19 protein-coding genes are annotated in these 21,104 nt (G+C 67.3%); 11 read left to right on the forward strand and 8 right to left on the reverse strand.

The features are described from left to right. The first annotated feature begins 34 nt into the window (after window positions 1-34). From OHS03_RS10835 to OHS03_RS10855, 5 genes are all read left to right on the forward strand, one after another. A complete protein-coding gene (locus OHS03_RS10835; protein WP_328662611.1) occupies window positions 35-1,240 on the forward strand; it encodes a GNAT family N-acetyltransferase in 1,206 nt (401 codons plus the stop codon). 140 nt (window positions 1,241-1,380) lie between these two features. After that, window positions 1,381-3,690 (forward strand): ATP-binding cassette domain-containing protein, encoded by a 2,310-nt coding sequence (locus OHS03_RS10840; RefSeq protein ID WP_328664174.1) that lies wholly within the window; start codon window positions 1,381-1,383, stop codon window positions 3,688-3,690. After that, entirely contained in the window at window positions 3,687-4,274 is a 588-nt protein-coding gene (locus tag OHS03_RS10845) for a hypothetical protein (RefSeq protein ID WP_062981231.1), read from the forward strand. Before OHS03_RS10840 ends, OHS03_RS10845 begins: the two co-directional genes overlap by 4 nt. A 228-nt stretch (window positions 4,275-4,502) precedes the next feature. Next, a complete protein-coding gene (locus tag OHS03_RS10850; RefSeq protein ID WP_328662612.1) occupies window positions 4,503-5,924 on the forward strand; it encodes a three-helix bundle dimerization domain-containing protein in 1,422 nt (473 codons plus the stop codon). Window positions 5,925-6,203: 279 nt separating this feature from the next. Then, complete coding sequence (locus OHS03_RS10855) at window positions 6,204-6,404, forward strand: hypothetical protein (RefSeq protein ID WP_328662613.1); 201 nt, start codon at window positions 6,204-6,206, stop codon at window positions 6,402-6,404. Between the two features lie 71 nt (window positions 6,405-6,475). Here the strand turns inward: OHS03_RS10855 and OHS03_RS10860 are convergent, their stop codons facing one another. After that, window positions 6,476-7,069: a hypothetical protein gene (locus OHS03_RS10860; protein WP_328662614.1), complete on the reverse strand. Its 594-nt coding sequence runs from the start codon at window positions 7,067-7,069 to the stop codon at window positions 6,476-6,478. 332 nt (window positions 7,070-7,401) lie between these two features. Between OHS03_RS10860 and OHS03_RS10865 the strand changes: the two genes are divergently transcribed. From OHS03_RS10865 to OHS03_RS10875, 3 genes are all read left to right on the forward strand, one after another. Then, window positions 7,402-8,229, forward strand: coding sequence for an alpha/beta fold hydrolase (locus OHS03_RS10865; protein WP_328662615.1), 828 nt, complete (start codon window positions 7,402-7,404; stop codon window positions 8,227-8,229). Window positions 8,230-8,275: 46 nt separating this feature from the next. Beyond that, window positions 8,276-8,704 (forward strand): nitroreductase/quinone reductase family protein, encoded by a 429-nt coding sequence (locus OHS03_RS10870; RefSeq protein ID WP_328662616.1) that lies wholly within the window; start codon window positions 8,276-8,278, stop codon window positions 8,702-8,704. 117 nt (window positions 8,705-8,821) lie between these two features. After that, complete coding sequence (locus tag OHS03_RS10875; protein ID WP_328662617.1) at window positions 8,822-9,937, forward strand: serine hydrolase domain-containing protein; 1,116 nt, start codon at window positions 8,822-8,824, stop codon at window positions 9,935-9,937. Between the two features lie 10 nt (window positions 9,938-9,947). Here the strand turns inward: OHS03_RS10875 and OHS03_RS10880 are convergent, their stop codons facing one another. Then, a complete protein-coding gene (locus OHS03_RS10880; protein WP_328662618.1) occupies window positions 9,948-10,940 on the reverse strand; it encodes a helix-turn-helix transcriptional regulator in 993 nt (330 codons plus the stop codon). A gap of 62 nt (window positions 10,941-11,002) precedes the next feature. On the opposite strand from OHS03_RS10880, the gene OHS03_RS10885 reads away from it, so the two are divergent. After that, complete coding sequence (locus OHS03_RS10885) at window positions 11,003-12,139, forward strand: epoxide hydrolase family protein (protein ID WP_328662619.1); 1,137 nt, start codon at window positions 11,003-11,005, stop codon at window positions 12,137-12,139. A 20-nt stretch (window positions 12,140-12,159) separates the two neighbouring features. Here OHS03_RS10885 and OHS03_RS10890 read toward each other — a convergent pair whose 3' ends face one another. Beyond that, window positions 12,160-13,170 carry a saccharopine dehydrogenase family protein gene (locus OHS03_RS10890; RefSeq protein ID WP_328662620.1) on the reverse strand — a complete coding sequence of 337 codons (1,011 nt, stop codon included), beginning with the start codon at window positions 13,168-13,170 and terminating at the stop codon, window positions 12,160-12,162. An 83-nt stretch (window positions 13,171-13,253) separates the two neighbouring features. On the opposite strand from OHS03_RS10890, the gene OHS03_RS10895 reads away from it, so the two are divergent. Together OHS03_RS10895 and OHS03_RS10900 are read left to right on the forward strand one after the other, a co-directional pair. Beyond that, window positions 13,254-13,844, forward strand: coding sequence for a TetR/AcrR family transcriptional regulator (locus OHS03_RS10895; RefSeq protein ID WP_328662621.1), 591 nt, complete (start codon window positions 13,254-13,256; stop codon window positions 13,842-13,844). A 10-nt stretch (window positions 13,845-13,854) separates the two neighbouring features. Beyond that, a complete protein-coding gene (locus OHS03_RS10900) occupies window positions 13,855-14,397 on the forward strand; it encodes a GNAT family N-acetyltransferase (protein ID WP_328662622.1) in 543 nt (180 codons plus the stop codon). Between the two features lie 22 nt (window positions 14,398-14,419). Here OHS03_RS10900 and OHS03_RS10905 read toward each other — a convergent pair whose 3' ends face one another. From OHS03_RS10905 to nuoL, 5 genes are read right to left on the reverse strand one after another with little or no spacing between them, the layout of a single operon-like run. Next, window positions 14,420-15,301 (reverse strand): NAD(P)-dependent oxidoreductase, encoded by an 882-nt coding sequence (locus OHS03_RS10905; RefSeq protein WP_328662623.1) that lies wholly within the window; start codon window positions 15,299-15,301, stop codon window positions 14,420-14,422. A gap of 49 nt (window positions 15,302-15,350) precedes the next feature. Further along, entirely contained in the window at window positions 15,351-15,980 is a 630-nt protein-coding gene (locus OHS03_RS10910; protein WP_328662624.1) for a class I SAM-dependent methyltransferase, read from the reverse strand. Further along, window positions 15,980-17,602, reverse strand: coding sequence for an NADH-quinone oxidoreductase subunit NuoN (nuoN, locus tag OHS03_RS10915; protein WP_407942475.1), 1,623 nt, complete (start codon window positions 17,600-17,602; stop codon window positions 15,980-15,982). The genes OHS03_RS10910 and nuoN overlap by 1 nt, the downstream gene beginning before the upstream one ends. Beyond that, a complete protein-coding gene (locus tag OHS03_RS10920; RefSeq protein WP_328662626.1) occupies window positions 17,599-19,221 on the reverse strand; it encodes an NADH-quinone oxidoreductase subunit M in 1,623 nt (540 codons plus the stop codon). Before OHS03_RS10920 ends, nuoN begins: the two co-directional genes overlap by 4 nt. After that, a complete protein-coding gene (nuoL, locus tag OHS03_RS10925; RefSeq protein ID WP_328662627.1) occupies window positions 19,218-21,104 on the reverse strand; it encodes an NADH-quinone oxidoreductase subunit L in 1,887 nt (628 codons plus the stop codon). The genes OHS03_RS10920 and nuoL overlap by 4 nt, the downstream gene beginning before the upstream one ends.

The raw sequence follows: 21,104 nt of genomic DNA on the forward strand, positions 1-21,104 counted from the left end.
GTGCAGTGCTGGGGTGGCGTGGGAGGGTACGAGGATGGCATCGGCGAAGAGCGTGTGCGTTCGAGCGGCTACCCAGGCGGACTCGGCTGCGATCTTGGGGTTGCAAGAGGCCGGGTTCGGGATGCGGTACGGCGGTGACGAGGACGAATTCCGGGGCAAGGTCTTTCCGGTCGAGCGATCGTTGGTCGCGATGGACGGTGACCGGATCGTCGGGCACACGGTGGATCGGACGATGACGGTCACGGTGCCGGGGCAACGATCGGTGCGGGCATGCGGGGTATCGGGGGTCGCGGTGGCGCCGACGCATCGGCGGCGGGGGATTCTGCGCGAGCTCTATGAGGCCCAGCACGCTCGAACCGAGGCCGACGGATTGCCGTTGACGATCTTCACGGCCAGCGAGGGCACGATCTACGGACGGTTCGGGTACGAGGTGGCCATTCTCGACACCGCGATCTACATCGATACGCGGCGCGCCGAATTCCGTCCCACTACACCCGATCCGGGCGGCGTCACCCTGGAGACACTGGCCGACGCCGTCACGCGGATTCGCGAGATCTACCAACGCTGGCAGGAAGTGACCTCGGGTGCGCAGGATCGTCCGGATGCCAAGTGGGACCTGTTCTTCGCCGATGTGGAGCGCCATCGCCAGGGTGCGACGACACTGTTCGCGCTGCTGCACGCCGACGGCTACGCGCTGTATCGGCGCTCGCGGCGGGATGGCCGCGATATCGCCTCGGTGTGGGAATTCCGTGCCGTGACCCCTGAAGCGCACGCCGCGCTGTGGCGGGTGCTGCTCGGCATGGACCTCGTCGACACCGTCGAAGCCGAGATCGCCGACGACGATCCGCTGGCCCACATGCTCACCGACCCACGCGCGGTGCAGGTGACCCACCGCGGCGACGCACTGTGGGCGCGGGTCATGGACGTACCCGCCGCCCTGACCGCGCGCACCTACCGCGCCGACCTCGATACCGTGCTGGCGGTGCACGATCCGTTCCGCGGCGCCGGCGGAAATTTCGCCCTGCGCATCCGTGACGGCCTCGCCGAATGTGAGCCCACCACCCGGACAGCGACACTCGCCTTCGACATCAACATTCTCGGCGCCCTCTACTTCGGCGGGCAGCGCGCCAGCACTTTCGCCGCCGCGCACCGGATCGCCGTCGAGGATTCGAAGGTGCTGCGCGCGTTCGACGCAGCGTTCACCGCCGATCGCGCGCCGCAATTGGGCTGGCCCTTCTAGGCTCTACGCCAACGGGCGCGTTCGCCCCGAAGGTCACCGCTTCGGGAGTACGGTAGGTAGCTGTGGATTCGCACGAGGTCGATCCTTCGGTTCGGGTGCGTGGCGCCCGGGTCCACAATCTGCGCGATGTCGACGTGGATATGCCCCGAGACGCCCTGGTCGCGTTCACGGGAGTGTCGGGCTCAGGCAAGTCTTCGCTGGCGTTCGGCACGCTGTACGCGGAATCGCAACGCCGCTATCTGGAGTCGGTGGCACCGTATGCCCGACGGTTGCTGAACCAGGTCGAAGCTCCCGATGTCGACACTGTCACCGGCTTGCCGCCGACGGTGGCCCTGGCCCAGCGCCGGTCCTCGCCGTCGTCGCGATCGACCGTCGGCACCGTCACCGCGATCTCGAACACGTTGCGCATGCTCATGTCCCGCGAAGGTGACTACCCCGACACCCCGGCCAGAACCGGCCCAGGGCACTACCCGGAGGGCACCAACCGCCTCTACTCCGACGCGTTCTCCCCGAACACCGTCGAAGGCGCCTGCCCGCGCTGCCACGGACAAGGCGTCGTCCACGACGCCACCGAGGCGTCGATGGTCCCCGACCCGGCGCTGAGCATCCGCGAGGGCGCGATCGCGTCGTGGCCCGGCGCCTGGCAGGGCAAGAACCTGCGCGACGTGCTCAGCGCGCTCGGCTACGACATCGACCGCCCGTGGCGTGAACTCTCACCCGCCGCCCGCGAATGGATCCTGTTCACCGAGGAGAAACCGGTCGTCACGGTGGAACCCGTGCGCGAACCGCATCGCATCCACCGCCCCTACCAGGGCACCTACACCGGCGCCAAGCAGTTGCTGCTGCGCTCGCACGCCGAATCCAAGAGCGAGGCCACCAGGGCCCGCGCGGCCGAGTACCTGCACACCGCCGTCTGCCCGCTGTGTGACGGGCGGCGACTCAAACCCGAAGCGCTCGCGGTGACCTTCGCCGGGTACAACATCACCGAACTCGCCGACCTGCCGCTGAGTGAACTCGTCGAGGTGTTGCGGCCCCACACCCCCGGCACGGAGGCGCTGGCGGTGCTCACCCAGGACCTGACCTCGCGCATCGATGTGCTGATCGAACTCGGGCTCGGTTATCTGAGCGTCGACCGGGAGAGTCCGACACTGTCCGGCGGTGAGCTGCAACGATTACGACTGGCCGGGCAGCTGCGGTCGGGACTGTTCGGTGTCGTCTACATTCTGGACGAGCCGTCAGCGGGACTGCACCCGGCCGATACCGCCGCTCTGACGAAAGTGCTCGACCGGCTCAAGAATTCGGGTAACAGCGTGTTCCTCGTCGAACACGACCTCGACGTCGTCCGCCACGCCGACTGGCTCATCGATATCGGTCCCGGCGCGGGCGTGCACGGCGGCACGGTGCTCTACGCCGGTGAAGTCGACGGCTTGCGCGAAGTGGCCGACTCGGTCACCCGGCCCTACCTGTTCGACGAGATCGTGCGTCCCCCGCGCGCGGCCCGCACGCCCACCGGCGCGCTGCGACTGCGCGCGATCACCAGCCACAATCTGCAAGACCTCGACGTCGACATTCCCCTCGGTGTGTTCACCGCGATCACCGGTGTCTCCGGATCGGGCAAATCCACACTGCTGCACGCTGTTTCGACCACCGCCGAGGCGGATGCGGACATCGTGCGAGTCGTCGAAGTCGACCAGGCGCCGATCGGGCGCACCCCACGGTCGAACCTGGCCACCTACACCGGCCTGTTCGACACGGTGCGCAAACTGTTCGCCGCGACCGAGGCCGCCCAAGCCCGCGGCTACGGCGTCGGCCGGTTCTCGTTCAATGTCGCCGAAGGACGTTGCCCGACCTGTCAGGGCGAGGGATACATCACCGTGGAACTGCTGTTCCTGCCCAGTACCTACAGCCCGTGCCCGGCCTGCCACGGTGCGCGCTACAACCCCGAAACCCTCGAAATCACCTATCGCGACACCACGATCGCCCAGGTGCTCGACATGACCGTCGACCGCGCCGCCGACTTCCTCGCCGACGTCGGCGTCGTCGCGCGCGCTCTGCACACGCTGCGCGATGTCGGCCTCGGCTACCTACGGCTCGGGCAACCGGCCACCGAACTGTCCGGTGGTGAAGCGCAGCGGGTGAAGCTGGCCACCGAGTTGCAGCGGGCTCGGCGCGCCGGCACCGTCTACCTGCTCGACGAACCGACAACCGGGCTGCATCCGGCCGACACCGATATCCTGATGACACAACTGAATTCGCTCGTCGACAGCGGCGCGAGCGTGGTGGTGGTCGAACACGACATGACCGTGGTCGCCGGAGCCGATCATGTGATCGACATGGGACCGGGCGGTGGCGGGCAGGGGGGCCGAATCGTGGCACAGGGGACACCGGAGCAGGTGGCGGACAATCCGGTGAGCCGGACCTCGCCCTACCTGGCGGAGCGGCTGACATGACCCGCGACGCCGATCGGACCGGCACCGCGATGCTCGTGGCCGGTGGGTGCTCGTTCGGGTTGGGTGTGGCGCTGCTGCTGTGGCCGGGGCGCGACGAATCCACCCTGGCGACGCTGTTCGGGATCTCGCTGGTTCTGAGCACCGCGGTGCAGACGTATCTGGCGTTCATGGCGCGGATCGCGTTGCCGCTGAGGGTGCTGGTACTGGTCAGTGCGGGGCTCACCGGGATATTGGCCGGGCTGGTCTTCTACGGCGGCAATATCGAATTGCTCGCCCTGTGGATCGGCATCGGTTGGTCGGTGCGCGGCATCGTGCAGGCGCTGGTCGCGGCGTGGGACGACAGCATCGTCGACGGCTGGACCCACGAAGTGTGCGGGCTCGTCACCACCGCGATCGGCATCGCCGTCATCGCGATCACCTTCCAGACGGTCACGGGGCTGGCGACGATGGCCGGTGGTGGGCTGGTCGTGATCGGTGTCATGGAACTGCTCGCCGGTGGACTCTGGCGGGCGGCGCTGCACGCGGCGCACGGGTCCGCGACCGAGGAACAGAGTCGGCCGATTCGTGCCGCGACCGAGCTGTAGTAGCGAATCACACACTGCCAGTGCGCAATTCGAGGTTTACGCGAACTCGGGGACAACGCGACATTGCGGGCAGTCGAGCGCGTGCTGAACTCTGTGTGCACCCTCGCTCACAGCTGGGGTAACTGTGCTGCGCGCCGGTAGCGTGGCCCGCGGCGTGCGCACCGGGAGAGGGGCCCTGTTCGGCGCGCCGCGTCCGCAGAGCCCGATTGTGAGCCCAGGAGAATTGTGGTGTCGCGCGTAGTACCCGGCCTAGCTGCCGATGCCGTCCAGCGTGAAGAGCTGGCTATGCGGCGCATGACCGAGAGTTTGGTCGAAGACCTGTCCGAGAACGTCCCCGTCGACCAGGTGACGTCGGCGGTAGGCGCCGCGCATCATCGTTTCACCGATAAGCCGATCCGGGAGTTCGTGCCGATTCTGGTCGAGCGGATCGTGCGCCGTGAACTCGCCGATCCCGATCCGACGGTGCGGATTCCGGCGCCCTCGGCCAGCGTGCGGGCCTCCGAGGTCATCGCGCGAGAGTCGAACACGACCGAGAAGCAGACCGAGCGGCTGGTGAGCAGGCGGGCGGTAGTGCCGTTGTCGCTCGGCGCGGTCGTGGTGGTCGCCGCCGTCGTGGCCGGGGTCGTGCTGTTGCCCGCAGGCGCCGATGCTCCGGCCGCCGCTCCGGCCGCCGCGGCGGCTGTGGTGCGCGGTGTCGTCGGGTCGGAGAAGATGTCGTTCTTCGCTGACGAGCGCGTGGTGAAGGTGCTCGCCGACAACGGCATCCGCGTCGAGGTCGAACCGGCCGGTTCACGCCAGATCGCGACCACCGTCGATCTCGGCGCCTTCGATTTCGCGTTCCCGTCCAGCATTCCGGCCGCGGAACGAATCCAGCGCCAGCGCAACATCACCACCAAATACACGCCGTTCTCGTCGCCCATCGCCATCGCCACCTACCGGCCGATCGCGGACCTGCTGACGACGGCCGGCGTGATCAAGCCGGGTCCGGTCGCGACGTTCGACATGAACAAGTACCTGGAGTTGGCAGGCACCGGCGTGCAGTGGGACGACCTGCCCGACAACACCACCTACCCGGTGGCCAAGAACATCCTGGTCTCCACCACCGACCCGCGCAGTTCCAACTCCGCGGCCATGTACCTGTCGATCGCCAGCTACGTCGCCAACGACCACACCATCGTGCGCGGGGCCACCGCCGAACAGCACGTGTTGCCCGCCCTGTCGAAGCTGTTCCTCGCCCAGGGTTACACCGACAACAGCAGCGAAGGACCGTTCAACCAGTACCTCACCAACGGTATGGGCCCGACCCCGCTGGTCTGCATCTACGAGGCGCAGTTCGTCGAAGCGGCGGGCAAGGGCCGGATCAAGCCGGACATGGTGCTGACGTACCCGACCCCGACCGTCCTGTCGAGTCACACGCTGGTCCCGTTGAATCCCACCGGCGACAAGATCGGCAAAATCCTCACCGACAACCCCGAGCTGCGCCGTCTGGCCGCCGAACACGGTTTCCGCACCGGCGACACCGCCCAGTTCACCTCGGTCGCCGCCGAGCGCTCGGTGCCGGTGGCCGCCGATCTGATCGACGTGGTCGACGTACCGGCCTACGAGACCCTCGAGCACCTGCTCGACGGGGTCGCCAACTCCTACAACTGAACCTGCCTCACCCTGGTGCCGTGCAGCTCTCGGCTGCGCGGCATCGGCGTTCGTTCGCTCGTTGCCGCGGTAGTGCCGGTGCTCGTCGGTCGAATCGCTGCGTGCTCGCGTGTTTCCGGGTGAGAACTCAGCATGCGAAACCCCTTGACGCATGGACTGACATGCGGGAATCGTAGTCACCGCGACCCGGGGGGCTTGACACGTATTCAGTGCACGACTGTACACTGAGCTTTCCAGGTGATACCAGCTGGTTTGCACTGCGAATGGAGTCCCACCGAGATGGACAAATTCGAACCCGGCCGAGAACTGCTCAACGAACTGTCCATCGCGGCGCGCCGAACAGGTACCACGCTGGCGAGCATCGTGAGCGACGCGGGACGCAAGAGCGCCCGCGAAGTGGTCGATCTGGCCCACGAAGGTCGCGAACTGGTCGCCGCGACACTGCGCGCACGCGCGGACGAACTCCGCCGCCGCCGTTAGCTCGACCACGCACGTCAACGGCTTGCGACAACACCTGAGCGCACATCGGGACGACGTCTCTCAGTGCTGCCTTACGCCACGCGGGCCGCGAGACGCGCAAGCAGCCGATCGCCCCCGGCGCCGAAACGGTCATCGAAATCGCGGGCGAGTTCGATGACCTGCAGGGCGGCGAAGCTGCGCTCGTCGAGTTCGGGATCAGCGTCGTCCGCAGAGTGCAGCCAGATCCACACGTCATTCCCCGCGGCATCGCGAAACTCGCAGTCCGCCCGCATCTGCTGGATCGCGCGCACGATCCGGTTCTCGTATTGCCCCCGGAGCGCGGCGTAGGCATCCGCCTCTAGCTCTTTCCCGGTCCCATCGATGATCGTATGAGTGCCAGAGAGCGACCAGATCTCGCGCGTTACGCGACCCGGCGCGGCGTCGTCCGGGTCTTCGGCGAGAAGCGGCCACTCCGATGGACTCCAGGCCGACTCCGCCCTACCCGCATTCGTCCCCTCCAGCCCGGCTACCCAAGTCGCACCGGCTCCGGCAACGAAGAACCCAGTGAGGTCTTCGACCATGCCGCAGGCCACCATCGCGAGCGAGTCGTCTGCGGCACGGAGTTCCGCGACACAGACGCGGAGCGTATGGAGGACCGCCGCGTCGAGGCGTGCAAAGTCGAACACGGGCTCACCGTAACACCAGGTGACGGCGCCGTCCCGTCGTCGGCTTCGCCGCGAATGGTGCTCGCTACCCCTGCGCTTGACCTGTGGGCGACGGAGTTCGGGGTCAGCATGTCGGTCGGACCGAGGCTGGGAGGGACGCTGTTCGACCGGGCCGGGTGGATCGTCGTCGCCGGTCGCGTGACCGTTGTTGCCCTGGCCCGACCTTCGCCATCGAAAGAACTCTGACCTGCGACAAAGGTTATGGTGAAAGAACATTCGCAACGACCGATGAGTTCTCACATTCCGCACCGTCTGTATGAGTGCTACCTGTAGCCGAGATCCGGGAGAGCCTCATGACCGCCAGTTCCGCCGTCACCACCGGCACCCTCGTGGTGCCCGACGCCCGCCTGTATTACGAGGTCCGTGGGGCGGGACCGTTGCTCGTCCTCGTCGGTGCCCCGATGAACGCCGCCTCGTTCGCCGCGGCAGCCGAACAACTGGCCACCACCAACACCGTCCTGACCACCGACCCGCGTGGCCATTTCGGTAGTCCCCTCGACGATCCGAACCAGGATTCGACGGTGCTCGCCCGGGCCGGGGACCTCGCCCAACTCATCACCCATCTCGACGAGGGGCCGGCCGTGGTCTTCGGATCCAGCGGCGGCGCCGTCACCGCGCTGGCTCTGGCTCAGACCCACCCCGATCTGGTCACCACCGCCGTGGCCCACGAACCGCCGCTGCGCGAACTCCTGCCCGACGCCGATGCCCAGCGCGCGCTCACCGCGGACATCGTCGCCACCTACGCCACCGGCGAGGTGATCGGCGCCTGGCGAAAGTTTTTCGCCCAAGCCGAGATTCCCATCCCGGACCCGATGCTCGAACAGATCTTCGGCGGCGACCGCGATCCTCAGCAGGTGGCCAGCGAGCGCTTCTGGTTCGCCCATGAACTAGGCCAGACCACCGGCTGGGTACCGGACCCGCCGTTGCTGCGCTCGATCCCCACCCGCGTCATCGTCGGAATCGGCGCCGAGTCCACCGGCCAGTTCTGCGATCACACCGCACGAGAACTGGCCTCTGCGCTGGGCGTGGAACCGGTCCTGTTCCCCGGCGATCACACCGGATTCGTCAACGACCCCGTCACCTTCGCCGCCCGACTACAAGAAGTACTCGACGAGCCGTGAGCGTGGTTGCTCGCACACGGGGAGGCCGGGAGAGAAGATGCCAGGCATGAGCGAATCTCAGGACTGGAACAGCAAGATCATCGCCGAGTTCCGCGACAACGACGGGCGAGTCGGTGGGCCCTTCGAGGGTGCGCCGATGGTGCTGGTGCATCACCGAGGGCGGCGCACCGACCGGCAACTGGTGTCTCCGATGATGTACCTGGCCGATGAGAACGACCCGAAGGTCATGTATGTCTTCGCGTCCAAAGCCGGTGCCCCCACCAATCCCGACTGGTACTACAACCTCGTCTCGGCGGGCAATGCAGAGGCGGAGGTCGGTACCGAGACCTTCGCTGTCACCGTCACCGAAGTCACCGGCGCCGAACGTGACCGCCTCTACGCCGAGCAGGCGCGACGGTATCCCGGTTTCGCCGAATACGAGGAGAAGACAAAGGGTGTCCGCACCATCCCGGTGCTCGCATTGCGTCGGAACTGATCCGATGACGTAGTGGGGCAGGGCGACCGGACCGCCCTGCCCCACTACCGCAGTCCGATGTGGCGGTAGTACCGCAGTCCGATGCCTGTGTGGGCCTGCGCTTCCTATCGTTCGATCATGCGTTTTGGAATCTTCACCGTGCCGATCCTCACGGCCGCGCTGGTCCTGTCCGCCTGCACGACGAGTGAGGCCGATCCCGTCGCGGTCGCCCGGGCGGAGAGCGTGCGGGGCGACCTCGATTCGATGGTCGGCTCGGGCGCCGTCGGGGCCATCGCCACGCTCACCGACAACGGCGCGAGCACCGTCGTCGGCTCCGGTCTGGGCGATGCGGTCGCCGTGACTCCGATCGTCACCGACGTCGCCCAGCATGTGCGGATCGGCAGCGTCACCAAGGCCTTCACGGCCGCGATCATGCTGCAACTGGTCGCCGAACACCGCGTCGACCTCGACCGGTCCGTCGACACGTATCTGCCCGGTTTGCTCACCGGTGACGGCGTGGACGGTCGCGCGATCACCGTTCGTCAGATCCTGGGCCACCGCAGTGGTCTGCCCGAGCCGGCTCCATCCCCGGAGCTCGACGAACACGAAGCGGCCAGGAACGGTCGCACCTTCACCCCGGCCGAGGAGATCGCACTGGCCCTGGAGAACCCCGCGAAGTTCGCGCCCGGCAGCCGGTTCGAGTACACCAACATCAACTACATCGTCGCGGGCATGCTGATCGAGGCGGTGACCGGACATCGCTACACCGACGAACTGCGCGACCGCATCCTGATTCCGCTCGGCCTGTCGAATACCTACCTGCCCGCCACCGGCGAAACCGGGCTGCGCCTGCCCCATCCCGCCGGTTACACCGCGATCGACGGGACCGTCACCGACACGACACCGATGGAGCCGTCGGTGCCGTGGACATCCGGTGCCCTGGTCAGCACCGGCGCCGATGTGAATCGGTTCTTCCTCGCGCTGCTGGCCGGTCAGGTCGTGCCCGAGCCGCAACTTCGGCAGATGCTCGACGGAATCGACATGGGCAACGGTGACGGCATGTCCTACGGTCTCGGTCTCGGCTACACCCCACTGCCGTGCGGTGCCCAGTTTGTCGGCCACATCGGCGGCGTCCACGGATTCTCCACCGTCGCGGGCGCCACCCGAGCCGGGCGGGCGGTCACCATCGTCTACACCGGCACATCGTCGGCTGTCGATCTCGGCGGGATGCTCACTCACGCTCTGTGTGACTGAATATCGCGCCTCAGGGCGTCGGTGGCACGGTATGCAAAGTTGCATCGGGTGCATTCACGATCGCGTCACGGCAGCGCTCGCTGACTGTGCGCAGCGCGCTGATGAGCTCCGGTGGATCGGTGACGGTGAACTCGGCGTCCAGGGCGGTGATCATCCAGGCCAGCGAGGCAGGGGAGTCGGCACCCAGATGCAGCAGACAGCGGGAGTCGTCGACCGCTTCGAGCACACCCATTCCAGGCCAGACGCGATCGGCCAGCGCGGTGGCCGATTCGTGCAGGGTGACGACAGTGCGCCACGGCCACGATGCGACCGACAGCCTGCGCGACAGATAGGTTGCCGCGTCGCCGTCGGGCAGTGGGCGCGGGGCGAATCGTGGGCCCGTCGGCACGCGCGGCTGGAGCCGATCGATGCGGAAGGACCGCCAGTCCGCCCGGTCGACATCCCAACCGACCAGATACCAGTGCCTGCTCACATTGACCAGCGAATCGGGTTCGACATCGCGGCGAGACGTGTGACCGGCGTGGTCGGTGTAGTCGAAACGCAGACGTTCGTGGCGACGGCAGGCTTCCGCGATCGTCAGCAGGGTCTCGGGCGCCACCCGCGGTGCCTCGGCGGCGACCCGCACCATCGACTGCTGCAATGTCGTCAGCCGATGCCGCAGCCGCGACGGCAGCACCTGTTCCAGCTTGGCCAGTGCGCGCGACGACGCGTCCTCGATGCCGGTGACGGTGCCGCCCGAGGTGGTGCGCAATCCGACCGCGACGGCCACGGCTTCCTCGTCGTCGAGCAGCAGCGGCGGCATCGACGCACCGGCCCCCAGTCGATAACCCGCGCTGCCCTGCAAAGCCCGCACCGGATAGCCCAGTCCACGCAGCCGTTCCACATCGCGGCGGACGGTGCGGGCGGTGACATCGAGCTCGGTCGCGAGTTCGGCGCCGGACCACGCGCGGTGGGTCTGCAGCAACGACAGCAGACGCAGCATCCGGGCAGAGGTGTCGGACATCTGTTCATCATGCCGCGAACTTAGGAACGATACTGACCTAAGCGGAACCTAGCGTTGTCGGTATGAGCGACATCGACACCTTCCGGATCGAGATTCCGCAGTCCGATCTCGACGACCTGTACGAGCGGCTCGCCCGCACCCGCTGGGCCGAGGATCTGCCCGGCGTCGGCTGGACCTACGGCCTGCCCACCAGCTACCTGCGCGATCTCGCCGACTACTGGCGGACCGGGTTCGACTGGCGCGCCGCCGAAGCCGCACGCAACGCCCACCCGCAGTTCGTCACCGAGATCGACGGACAGCGCCTGCACTTCACCCACGTCCGCTCTGGCGAACCGGACGCGCTGCCGCTGGTGCTCGTGCACGGCTGGCCGTTCACCGACTTCGGCGCGACGATCGGACCGCTGACCGACCCGCGTGCGCACGGCGGCGACCCGCGCGACGCCTTCGACCTCGTCATCCCGGTCCTGCCCGGTTTCGGCTTCTCCGGACCCACGCATCAGCCCGGCCAGGCCGCGACCGAGCGATCCGCCGAACTGATCGCCCGGCTGATGAGCGAACTCGGCTACGAACGCTATGGCGCGCAGGGCGGCGACGCGGGCTCGTTCATCGCCCCGCAACTGGGTCGCGTCGACACCGCGCGCGTCGCCGGCGTGCACCTCAACGCCGCGATCACCATCCCCGCCTGGAACGACGACGGCGCGGGCTACACCGAAGGGGATCAGGAAAAGCTTGCCGCACTCCAGGATTGGAGTAGCAACGAAACCTCGGCCTACGCGGGTGTCCACGGCACCCGCCCCCACACCCTGGCCCACGCGCTCACCGATTCGCCGGTCGGCCTGCTCGCCTGGATCGTCGACGTCGTCAACACCTACAAGGACCCCGCCGCCGCGCTGCCCGAGGACTCCCTCGACCGCGACGCCATGCTCGCCGAAATCGCGATTCTGTGGTTCACCGGCACCGCCGGATCCTCGATGCGCCTGTACAAGGAATCCCAACAGTGGGGCGCCGACCTGCCCAGCTCCGGTGTCCCGACAGCGGTCGCGGTCTTCCCCGGCGACTCCACGATTCGCGGCATCGCCGAGAAACAGAACAACCTCGTCCGCTGGACCGAATACGACCGTGGCGGGCACTTCGCCGCGATGGAAGCGCCCGACCTGCTGGTCGAGGATGTGCGCGAGTTCTTCCGCTCGATGCGGTAGAGCACGTCGGCCTCCGGGACTCACGGCCTGGGGGCACCGCCGTCTCGATGCCACACGGCACCGATCTCGCTCAGTCGCTCGACCGCGTAGGCGGGGTCGACCAGTGCCTCCGGGGTGTGGATGCCCGGTGCGGGACGATCGCCGCGCAGGCCGAGCAGCCTTTCGACGCCGAGCGCGATCCCGAGGGCAGTCAACGGGCGCTGCCCATCCCGATGGACGAGATGCTGTGTCCTCGCGATCGGTTCGCCGGTCGAGTCGGTGCCGACGAGATCGGTGCTGATCTCGAGGGAGGCAGGTTCGCCGCGACGTCTGGTCGGGGTCTCACCGACGGCGAAGTCGACCCGGACATTCGGTGCGCCGGTCGCGAGGGCCAGGCTCGGCACATCGAGAACCGGGATGCTCTGACCTGGCAGTGCGGTGCCGTCGACCGTGTAGACGTCGGCTCGTGCGTCGGCCTCGGTGAGCCAGGTGAAAACGCCGTCGCGTCGCACCAGGCCTGCCGAGGTGACGGCCGACCAGCGCTGCAGGTCCGCGATTCCCGCTGGTCCGCCGGTGTCGGTGTCGTCGAGGGCGACACCGACACGAACCGAGTCGACGCGGTCGAACTCGCGCGCGGAATCCAGTACGGCGAGAACGATGATTCCCGCCATCAAGTGGCTGGCGATCAGAACCGGTGCCGCACTCGACCTTTGCGCGCCCGCGACGATCTCCGGGCCGATGTCGAGCAGGCCGCTGGAGATGCTGAGGTAGGGCAGTCCGTGGTCCTGCGCGTAGTGCAGGCCGTTGAGTCTGTCGTCCCACAGTGTCGCGACCACCGCCGAGTAGGCGGCATCGGCGAGACCGAGATCGCGGCGGGACAGATCGATCGTGACAGCGGTCGCGGAGCCGAGTTCGTCGGCCACACGTTGCGCCCGGCCGAGATCACGACCCGCGATGGTCAACGGCAGGGTCGGATACCAGCGGCGTAACAGGGCGGCGGTGTCGGAGCCCGCCTGCCCCGAACCACCCATGATCAGTACCGATTTCTCCATGGTGAATTCCTCTCCGCCTGCTAAGCTACAGTTTGTAACTTACTCTTTGTAGCTAAACTGGAGGAATGGCGCAAGGGAGGACGATGACCACCCGATCGGCTCGGTTGGCGAAGCCGGCCAGGCGCGAGCAACTGCTCGATACAGCCTTGACGTTGGTGCGCGAGCACGGCACCGACGGCCTGACCCTGGCCACCCTCGCCGAAGCCGCGGGAGTGAGCAGGCCGATCGTCTACGACCACTTCGGCACCCGCCCCGAACTGCTGCTCGCGCTCTACCGGCAACTCGACGAACGCCACCGCCTGGCCTCGGAACAAGCCGTCCGCGACGCCACCCCGACCGTCGACGAGATCGCACGCGTCATGGGCGCCGCCTACTTCGCCTGCGCCACCGACATGCCCGAGTTCGACGCGATCTCCGCAGCGCTGAAAGGGAACCCGGACGTCCAGACGATTCAGCACGACATGCTCGACGGCTACCGTGACTGGATGGCGGCCACGCTGCAACCGTTCTCCGCACTCACCACCGCGGCGCTGCGGCTGCGCTGTGTCGGCGTGCTGGGCGCGGCCGAAACGCTGGCCGCGGAACTGAACCTGGGCGCGACGTCGGCCGAGGAGGCAGTCTCGGCGCTGGCCGATCTGATAGTGGGGAGCATCGGTGCGAGACAGCGGAACTGACGGTCCGGGTGTGCCCGCGTTGATCGCACCCTCCGTCGAGCTGTACAGCGCGTGGCGCGAGGCGCATGCGGAGTGGGGTCCCGGTGCCCACGAGGACGGTTTCGGTCTGCTGTCGAGTGACGACGTCGACTCCGTGGCGGGATTCGAGGTCTGGGTGGCGCGGCTTTCTGCCGCGTCGGCGGAGAGTGGCGACCGGCGCTGCTCGTATCGCTGGATAGTCGAGGGTGATCGTGTACTCGGTGGGATCGCGTTGAGGCACGGGACCGGTGACTTCGTGCGGAAATTCGGCCATATCGGTTACGGGATCCGACCTTCCGCGCGTCGACGCGGACTGGCTACCTGGGCGTTGGGACAGATCATCGCCGAGGCGAGAACGGCGGGCATGGACCACGTGTCGGCAGTCTGCGCGGCCGACAATCGCGGGTCGGCGAAGACGATCGAACGCCAGGGCGGCGTACTCGAGGGCATCGAGGACACCGAACTCGGTCCGGCGCGGCGGTATCGGATCACAGTTCCGGGGCACAGCGGCACTTCTGGCGTGGAGGGGCGCTGACGTAGCGCCCCTCCACGGCCGATCATCGACGGCCGAAGTGTTCGACCAGTCGGGAGTAGCTGTCCTGTCCGTGGCCTGCTGCGATGGCCTCGGCGACCAGGTTTCGCGTGTAGGTGGGCAGATCTGTATCGATGCCTCGGGCCTGGCTTTCGGCGATCAGGTCATCGAGGGAGGGCAGGTGGTGGTTCAGGTCGCCGAAAGGGGTAGCGAATCGGCCGTGGTCTATTTCCTTCGCCAGCATCGGGAACAGGGTCGGCAGGACCGCCAAGGAAGGCAGCGCCTGCTGGTGGAACTTGTCGATCCGAAGCCCCGCATTGCCGAGAAGTGCTGCGGCATGGAGGAATCCGTTCAACAGGCCCCACATGATGTCGTGCACGGCCATGCCGTACAGCGCCGGTACGCCCGGGTCGGTAGAGACATAAGTGGCGCGGCCGCCGAGAACCTGGAGCAAGGATTGGTACTGGTCGAAGGCATGACGGGCGCCGCCGTAGAACACCAGCGTCTCGGGGGAGCCGATACCCGGAGCGATCGTCATGATCTGGCCGTGCAGGTAGTCCGCGCCGTATTCGTGCACCAATTGCTCGGTGGCAGTGGCCTGTTCGGAGGTCCCGTCAGTCAGGTCGACCACGGTTCGCTCCGCGAGCCGCGACCCCGCCGCGCGCAACAGTTCCGCTGCCACCGCGCCACCGGTGACATTGACGATCACCACCTCGGCTGCGCCGACCGCCTCCGCCGGTGACGCGGCCCACCGGGCCCCCTTGGCCACCAGCGGATCCGCTCTGTCCGGCGACCGGTTCCACACGGTGACAAGGTGACCACTCTCCACGAAAGCTGCGGCCAGTGCCGACCCCATCTCGCCCAAACCCAGAACTGCGACTGCCGGTGTGTTTTCGTGTCCGCTCATGAAACGGACACTAGAACCTCAACTTCTCTCGAGGTCAAGGCCGAAGGTCTTACCTACGCAGGACGGTCGCGAGCCAGGCGGGAGTGGAATCGCTGAAGCGGGTTCGCAGGTGTTCCGGAACGATGTTCGCCAGCCGCCATGCGGGACTGTCGATGAAGGGGGCGGCGAGGGCTTCCTTGCTGACCGGATGGGGTCCGGTATCGGCTCCGATGTCGCTGAAGCACAACACATACAGGGCGGCGCCGTCGTCGGCGACCGAGGCCAGACTCGCAACGTATTCGACGCGCTCGACCTCGTCGAAGGTGTGGAACAGACCGCAGTCGAGGATTGTCTCGAAGCGGCGGTACAGACGTTGCAGGTGCAGGGCGTCGGCAATGGCGAAGTCGACGTCGACAGCGCGGTCATCGGCTGTTCGTCTGGCGACGGCCAGGGCCGCTTCGGCCACGTCGACGCCGAACACCGGCAAGCCGCGGGCGGCGATGAACAGTGCGTTGTCGCCGGTGCCGCACCCTACGTCGAGGACCGGTCCGCAGAATCCGCCTGCCTCGGCCAGACGGACGACCGCCGGTTGGGCATCGCCGATGTCCCAGGGCGCGGGGCCGTCGAGATAGGACGCGTTCCACGGTTGGCCGGATCGGCGTTCGTGACTGGTCGGTGGGCGAGGGTCGGGCTGGGGCATCAGCGGATGAACAGCGCGGAGCGGTCCGCGAGGTCGAGAACCGGCTGGGGGAAGATGCCGAGCAGCAGGGTGGCGCCCGCGCTGAAGGCCACGACCAGCGTGGTGGCGAAGGGGGCGGTCACGATGGGGGCGTCGGAGGGGGGATCGGTGAAGAACATCAAGACGATGACGCGGACGTAGAAGAAGGCGGCGATGGCGCTGCACACGACGCCGATGATGACCAGTGGGGTGTAGCCGGCACCGGAGGCGGCCGCGAAGACAGCGAACTTGCTGACGAATCCACTGGTGAGGGGCAGACCGGCGAAAGAAAGCAGCAACAGCGCGAATGCCGAAGCCAGCCAAGGGGATCGGCGTCCGAGTCCTGCCCATTGGGACAGCGCGGTCGCTTCGTCACCGGAAGCGTCGCGGACCAGGCTGACCACCGCGAACGCACCGACGGTGCCAAGACCATAGGCCAGCAGGTAGAACAGCACGGCCGCGACACCGGCGGTGTCGGCGGCGACGATACCGACGAGCAGGAAACCGGCGTGGGCGATCGAGGAGTAGGCCAGCATGCGCTTCACGTCGGTCTGGGTGATGGCCATGATCGCGCCGACGACCATCGTCGCCACCGCGACCGCGGCGATGACCGGGCGCCACTCCGAGCTCAGCGCGTTCACTCCGACCATCAGCACCCGCATGGTCGCACCGACGGCGGCGATCTTGGTGGCGGCGGCCATGAAGGCGGTGATCGGTGTCGGCGCGCCCTGGTAGACGTCGGGAACCCAGGCCTGGAACGGGACGGCACCGATCTTGAACAGCAAACCGACAGCGAGCATCCCGATGCCGAGCAGGGCCAGGGTCGCGTTCTCGGGCTGCTTGTCCAGTGCCGCACCGATGCCCGGCAGTGACACCGTGCCGGTCTGCCCGTAGAGCAGTGCGACGCCATAGAGGAAGAACGCGGAGGAGAACGCACCGAGCAGGAAGTACTTCATCGCCGCTTCTTGCGAGAGCAACCGCCTGCGGCGCGCCAACCCGCACAGCAGATACAGCGGCAGCGACAGCACTTCGAGCGCGACGAACATCGTCAGCAGATCATTGGACGCGGGAAACAGCAGCAGACCACCGACCGCGATCATCGTCAACGGGAACACCTCGGTGGTCGAGACGCCCGAGCGCACCGCGGCGAGCTCGTGCGCGCTGCCGGGCACCGCGGAAGCCTGCGGGGTGAACGCGTCGACCCCTCGATCCAACGCGGCCGCCGCCCGACTCCACGTCCCCGGCCCGCTGCGCGCCCGCGGCACCGCGCCGCGCTCGGCGATCAAGAGCAGACCCAGCAGCGCGACCAGCAGGATCGTGCCCTGCAGGAACAACGTGACCCCGTCGATGGCCACCGCACCCACCACCGCCGTGCCCTCGGTACCCGCGAGCAGCACCACAGCCACCAGCGCGCCGATCACACCGGCCACCCCGAGCGTCAACTGCGTCGGATACCGGTACGGCCGTGGCGCGAACGCTTCGACGAGCACGCCGACCACACCGACCGCGAACACGATCAACATCGGGGCGAGCAGGTGGTATTCGATGCTCGGTGCGGGCGCGATGGCCGCGAGCTCGGTGATGGTCACGGAGTCCGTCCTCATTTGTGGCCGCCTGCGGGCGGAGTGGCCGCACCTGCTTCGGGAGCGGGGACCGTCGGAGCGGGATCGTGCTTACCGATCGTCGACAGGGTGTGTCCCACCGCGGGATCCACCAGATCCAGGATCGGTTTCGGATAGAACCCGAGCACCAGCAACGCGACCAGCAGCGGCACCACCACGGCCAGCTCGCGCGGCACCAGATCGCGCAGGTGCTCGTTGCCCTTCTTCAGCGGGCCGGTCATCAACCGCTGATACAGCCACAGCACGTAGATCGCGGCCAGCACCAGCGCACCGGTCGCGATCACCGCCGCCACCTGATACTTCGGGAAGGTGCCGACCAGGACCAGGAATTCGCTGACGAACGGCGCCAGCCCGGGCAACGAGAGGGTGGCGAGGCCCGCGATGAAGAACGTGCCGGCCAACACCGGCGCGACCTTCTGCACGCCGCCGTACTCGGCGATCATCCGGGTGCCGCGCCGGGAGACGAGGAATCCGGCGATGAGAAACAGTGCGGCCGTGGACAGCCCGTGGTTGACCATGTACAGCGTCGCCCCCGATTGGGACTGGCTGGTCATGGCGAAGATACCCAGGATGATGAACCCGAAGTGGGAGATCGAGGTGTAGGCGATCAGGCGCATCACATCGGTTTGGCCGATCGCGAGCAGCGCCCCGTAGAGGATGCCGATCACGGCCAGGGTGATGACCAAGGGCGCGAAAGTGTCCGACGCCAAGGGAAACAGCAGCAGGCAGTAGCGCAGCATGCCGAAGGTGCCGACCTTGTCGACCACCGCCATCATGAGCACCGCGCTGGACGGGGTAGCCGAGACCGCCGCGTCGGGCAGCCACGTATGCAGTGGCCACAGCGGTGCTTTCACCGCGAAGGCGAACATGAAGCCGAGGAAGAGGGCGTTGAGAACCGCGGTGCTGCCCCCGAGTTCACCGTTGTTGGCCGCGGCCACCACGACGCGCAGATCGAAGGTGCCCGCGGAACCCTCGCCGAGGCCCGCGGTGGCGGTCAACACGTACAGCCCGATCACCGCGGCGAGCATGATCAGCCCACCGAACAGGTTGTAGAGCAGGAACTTCACCGCGGCGCGCGAACGTTGGGAGCGGATCGCGGCATCGGTGGTGCGGGTGCCGAAACCGCCGATGAGGAAGTACATCGGGATCAGCATCGCTTCGAAGAACACGTAGAACAGCAGGATGTCGAGGGCGAGGAACGAGATCAGCACCATCGACTCGACCAGCAACATCAACGCCATGTAGATGTGGGTGGTGCGGCGTCCGTCACCGGTGGCGGTGTCGTCGTTCCAGCCTGCCAGGATCAGCAACGGCACCAGCACCGCCGTCAGCAAGACCAGCGCGGTGGCGATGCCGTCCAAGCCCAGGGTGTAGCCGACACCGAATGCCGGGATCCACTCGTGGGATTCGACGAACTGGTACTGCGCGCCGCCGGGCTGGAACCGCGTCGCGATGACGACGGCGAGCGCGAGCACGCCGATCGAGACCACGAACGCGATGGCGCGCGCCACATTGCGCCGGGCGGCGGGCACGACGAGCACCACACCCGCGCCGATCGCGGGGGCGAGCCAGAGTGTCGTCAGCCAGGGAAACGAGTTCACCAGAACCTCACCGCCAGCAGGGCAGCGGCCACCAGGGCCGCGCCGGTGAACATGGACAGGGCGTAGGAGCGCACGAAACCGGTCTGCACCTTGCGGATTCGCGCCGACAATCCGCCGATCCCAGCGGCCGTCCCGTTGACGATCCCGTCGATGCCCTTCGCGTCGACGAACACCAGTGCCCTCGTGAGATGGCGACCGGGGCGTTCGAAGACCGCTTCGTTGATCTTGTCGCCGTAGAGATCGGCGCGCGCGGCCGTGGTGAGCACACTGGCCGGCTCCGGGGCGAGCTCGGGGATCGGGCTCTCGGCGTACTTGCGGTAGGCGACGGCCACACCGATCGCGACCGCGGTCAATGCCAGACCGGTGACCACCGCCGCGGGGATCACGGGCTCGCCGTGATGGGACCCGACGACAGGTTCGAGCCAGTTCACCAGCGAGGACCCCCACACGAACAGTCCGCCCGCGAAGACCGAACCGAACGCGAGCAGGATCATCGGCCCGGTCATCACCGCGGGCGACTCGTGCGGATGGGTGTCGGGCTTCCAGCGGCGCTCGCCGAAGAACGTCATCAGCATCACCCTGGTCATGTAGAACGCGGTGAGTGCGGCGCCGACGAGAGTGACCACGCCGAGCAGGATTCCGGTGGCTCCGCCGTAGTCGAAAGCCGCCTCGATGATCTTGTCCTTGGAGAAGAACCCGGACAGCGGTGGCACCCCGATGATGGCGAGATAGCCGAGGCCGAAGGTGATGTAAGTAATCGGCATCAGCGTGCGCAGACCGCCGTAGCGGCGCATATCGGTTTCGTCGTTCATCGCGTGCATCACCGACCCGGCGCCGAGGAACAGTCCCGCCTTGAAGAAGCCGTGGGTGAGCAGGTGCATGATCGCGAACGCGTACCCGGCGGGGCCGAGGCCGGCCGCCAGGATCATGTACCCGATCTGGCTCATCGTCGAGGCGGCCAGCGCCTTCTTGATGTCGTCCTTGGCGCAGCCGACAATGGCGCCGAACAGCAGTGTCACCGCGCCGACGGCGATCACCGCGGTCCGCGCGTTCGGGGCGAGATCGTAGATCGGGTTGGAGCGGGCGATCAGGTACACACCGGCGGTGACCATGGTGGCGGCGTGGATGAGCGCCGAGACCGGAGTGGGGCCCTCCATCGCGTCGCCGAGCCACGACTGCAGCGGCACCTGCGCGGACTTGCCGCAGGCGGCCAGCAACAGCAGCAGCCCGATCGCGGTGAGGGTGCCTTCGCTCGCGTCGGGGCTCGCCGCGAACACGGTGCTGAAGTCGAAGGAACCGAACGTCGTGAACATGACCATCATCGCGATGGCCAGGCCCATGTCACCGACCCGGTTCACCACGAAGGCCTTCTTGGCCGCCGTTGCGGCCGAGGGCTTTTCGTACCAGAAGCCGATCAGCAGATAGGACGCGAGACCGACGCCTTCCCAGCCCAGGTACAGCACGAGGAAGTTGTCGGCCAGGACCAGCACGAGCATGGCGGCCACGAACAGGTTGAGATAGCCGAAGAACCGGCGCTTGCCCGGGTCGTGGCTCATGTAGCCGATCGAGTAGAGGTGGATCAGCGACCCGACACCGGTGATGAGCAGCGCGAAGCAGATCGACAGCTGGTCCAGCTGCAGGCTGAAACCGACTTGGAGATCACCGGCGGAGACCCAGTTGAACAGTTCCTCGTGCACGGCCCGGTCGGCGTCGGCGCGCCCGAGCATGCCGACGAACGCGACGACGGCGACAGCGAACGAGGCCACCGCGGCCGCGGTGGCCAGATACGGGCCGAAGCGGTCGGTGAAACGGCCGAACAGGAGCAGGACGATCGCGCCTGCGAGCGGGAGGGCGGGCAGCAGCCACAGCGTTGCGGTACCCAT

It is taken from the genome of Nocardia salmonicida (assembly GCF_036142455.1).
Classification (GTDB): Bacteria; Actinomycetota; Actinomycetes; order Mycobacteriales; family Mycobacteriaceae; genus Nocardia; species Nocardia salmonicida.

Coding starts and splice junctions, on each gene's coding strand:
- OHS03_RS10910 (WP_328662624.1), bottom strand. CDS start 15,980: ATGCCCCAGCCCGACCCTCGCCCACCGACCAGTCACGAACGCCGATCC.
- OHS03_RS10845 (WP_062981231.1), top strand. CDS start 3,687: ATGACCCGCGACGCCGATCGGACCGGCACCGCGATGCTCGTGGCCGGT.
- OHS03_RS10905 (WP_328662623.1), bottom strand. CDS start 15,301: ATGAGCGGACACGAAAACACACCGGCAGTCGCAGTTCTGGGTTTGGGC.
- OHS03_RS10835 (WP_328662611.1), top strand. CDS start 35: ATGGCATCGGCGAAGAGCGTGTGCGTTCGAGCGGCTACCCAGGCGGAC.
- OHS03_RS10885 (WP_328662619.1), top strand. CDS start 11,003: ATGAGCGACATCGACACCTTCCGGATCGAGATTCCGCAGTCCGATCTC.
- OHS03_RS10870 (WP_328662616.1), top strand. CDS start 8,276: ATGAGCGAATCTCAGGACTGGAACAGCAAGATCATCGCCGAGTTCCGC.
- OHS03_RS10880 (WP_328662618.1), bottom strand. CDS start 10,940: ATGTCCGACACCTCTGCCCGGATGCTGCGTCTGCTGTCGTTGCTGCAG.
- nuoN (WP_407942475.1), bottom strand. CDS start 17,602: ATGAGGACGGACTCCGTGACCATCACCGAGCTCGCGGCCATCGCGCCC.
- OHS03_RS10855 (WP_328662613.1), top strand. CDS start 6,204: ATGGACAAATTCGAACCCGGCCGAGAACTGCTCAACGAACTGTCCATC.
- OHS03_RS10875 (WP_328662617.1), top strand. CDS start 8,822: ATGCGTTTTGGAATCTTCACCGTGCCGATCCTCACGGCCGCGCTGGTC.
- OHS03_RS10840 (WP_328664174.1), top strand. CDS start 1,381: ATGCCCCGAGACGCCCTGGTCGCGTTCACGGGAGTGTCGGGCTCAGGC.
- OHS03_RS10895 (WP_328662621.1), top strand. CDS start 13,254: ATGACCACCCGATCGGCTCGGTTGGCGAAGCCGGCCAGGCGCGAGCAA.
- OHS03_RS10865 (WP_328662615.1), top strand. CDS start 7,402: ATGACCGCCAGTTCCGCCGTCACCACCGGCACCCTCGTGGTGCCCGAC.
- OHS03_RS10890 (WP_328662620.1), bottom strand. CDS start 13,170: ATGGAGAAATCGGTACTGATCATGGGTGGTTCGGGGCAGGCGGGCTCC.
- nuoL (WP_328662627.1), bottom strand. CDS start 21,104: ATGGGTACCGCAACGCTGTGGCTGCTGCCCGCCCTCCCGCTCGCAGGC.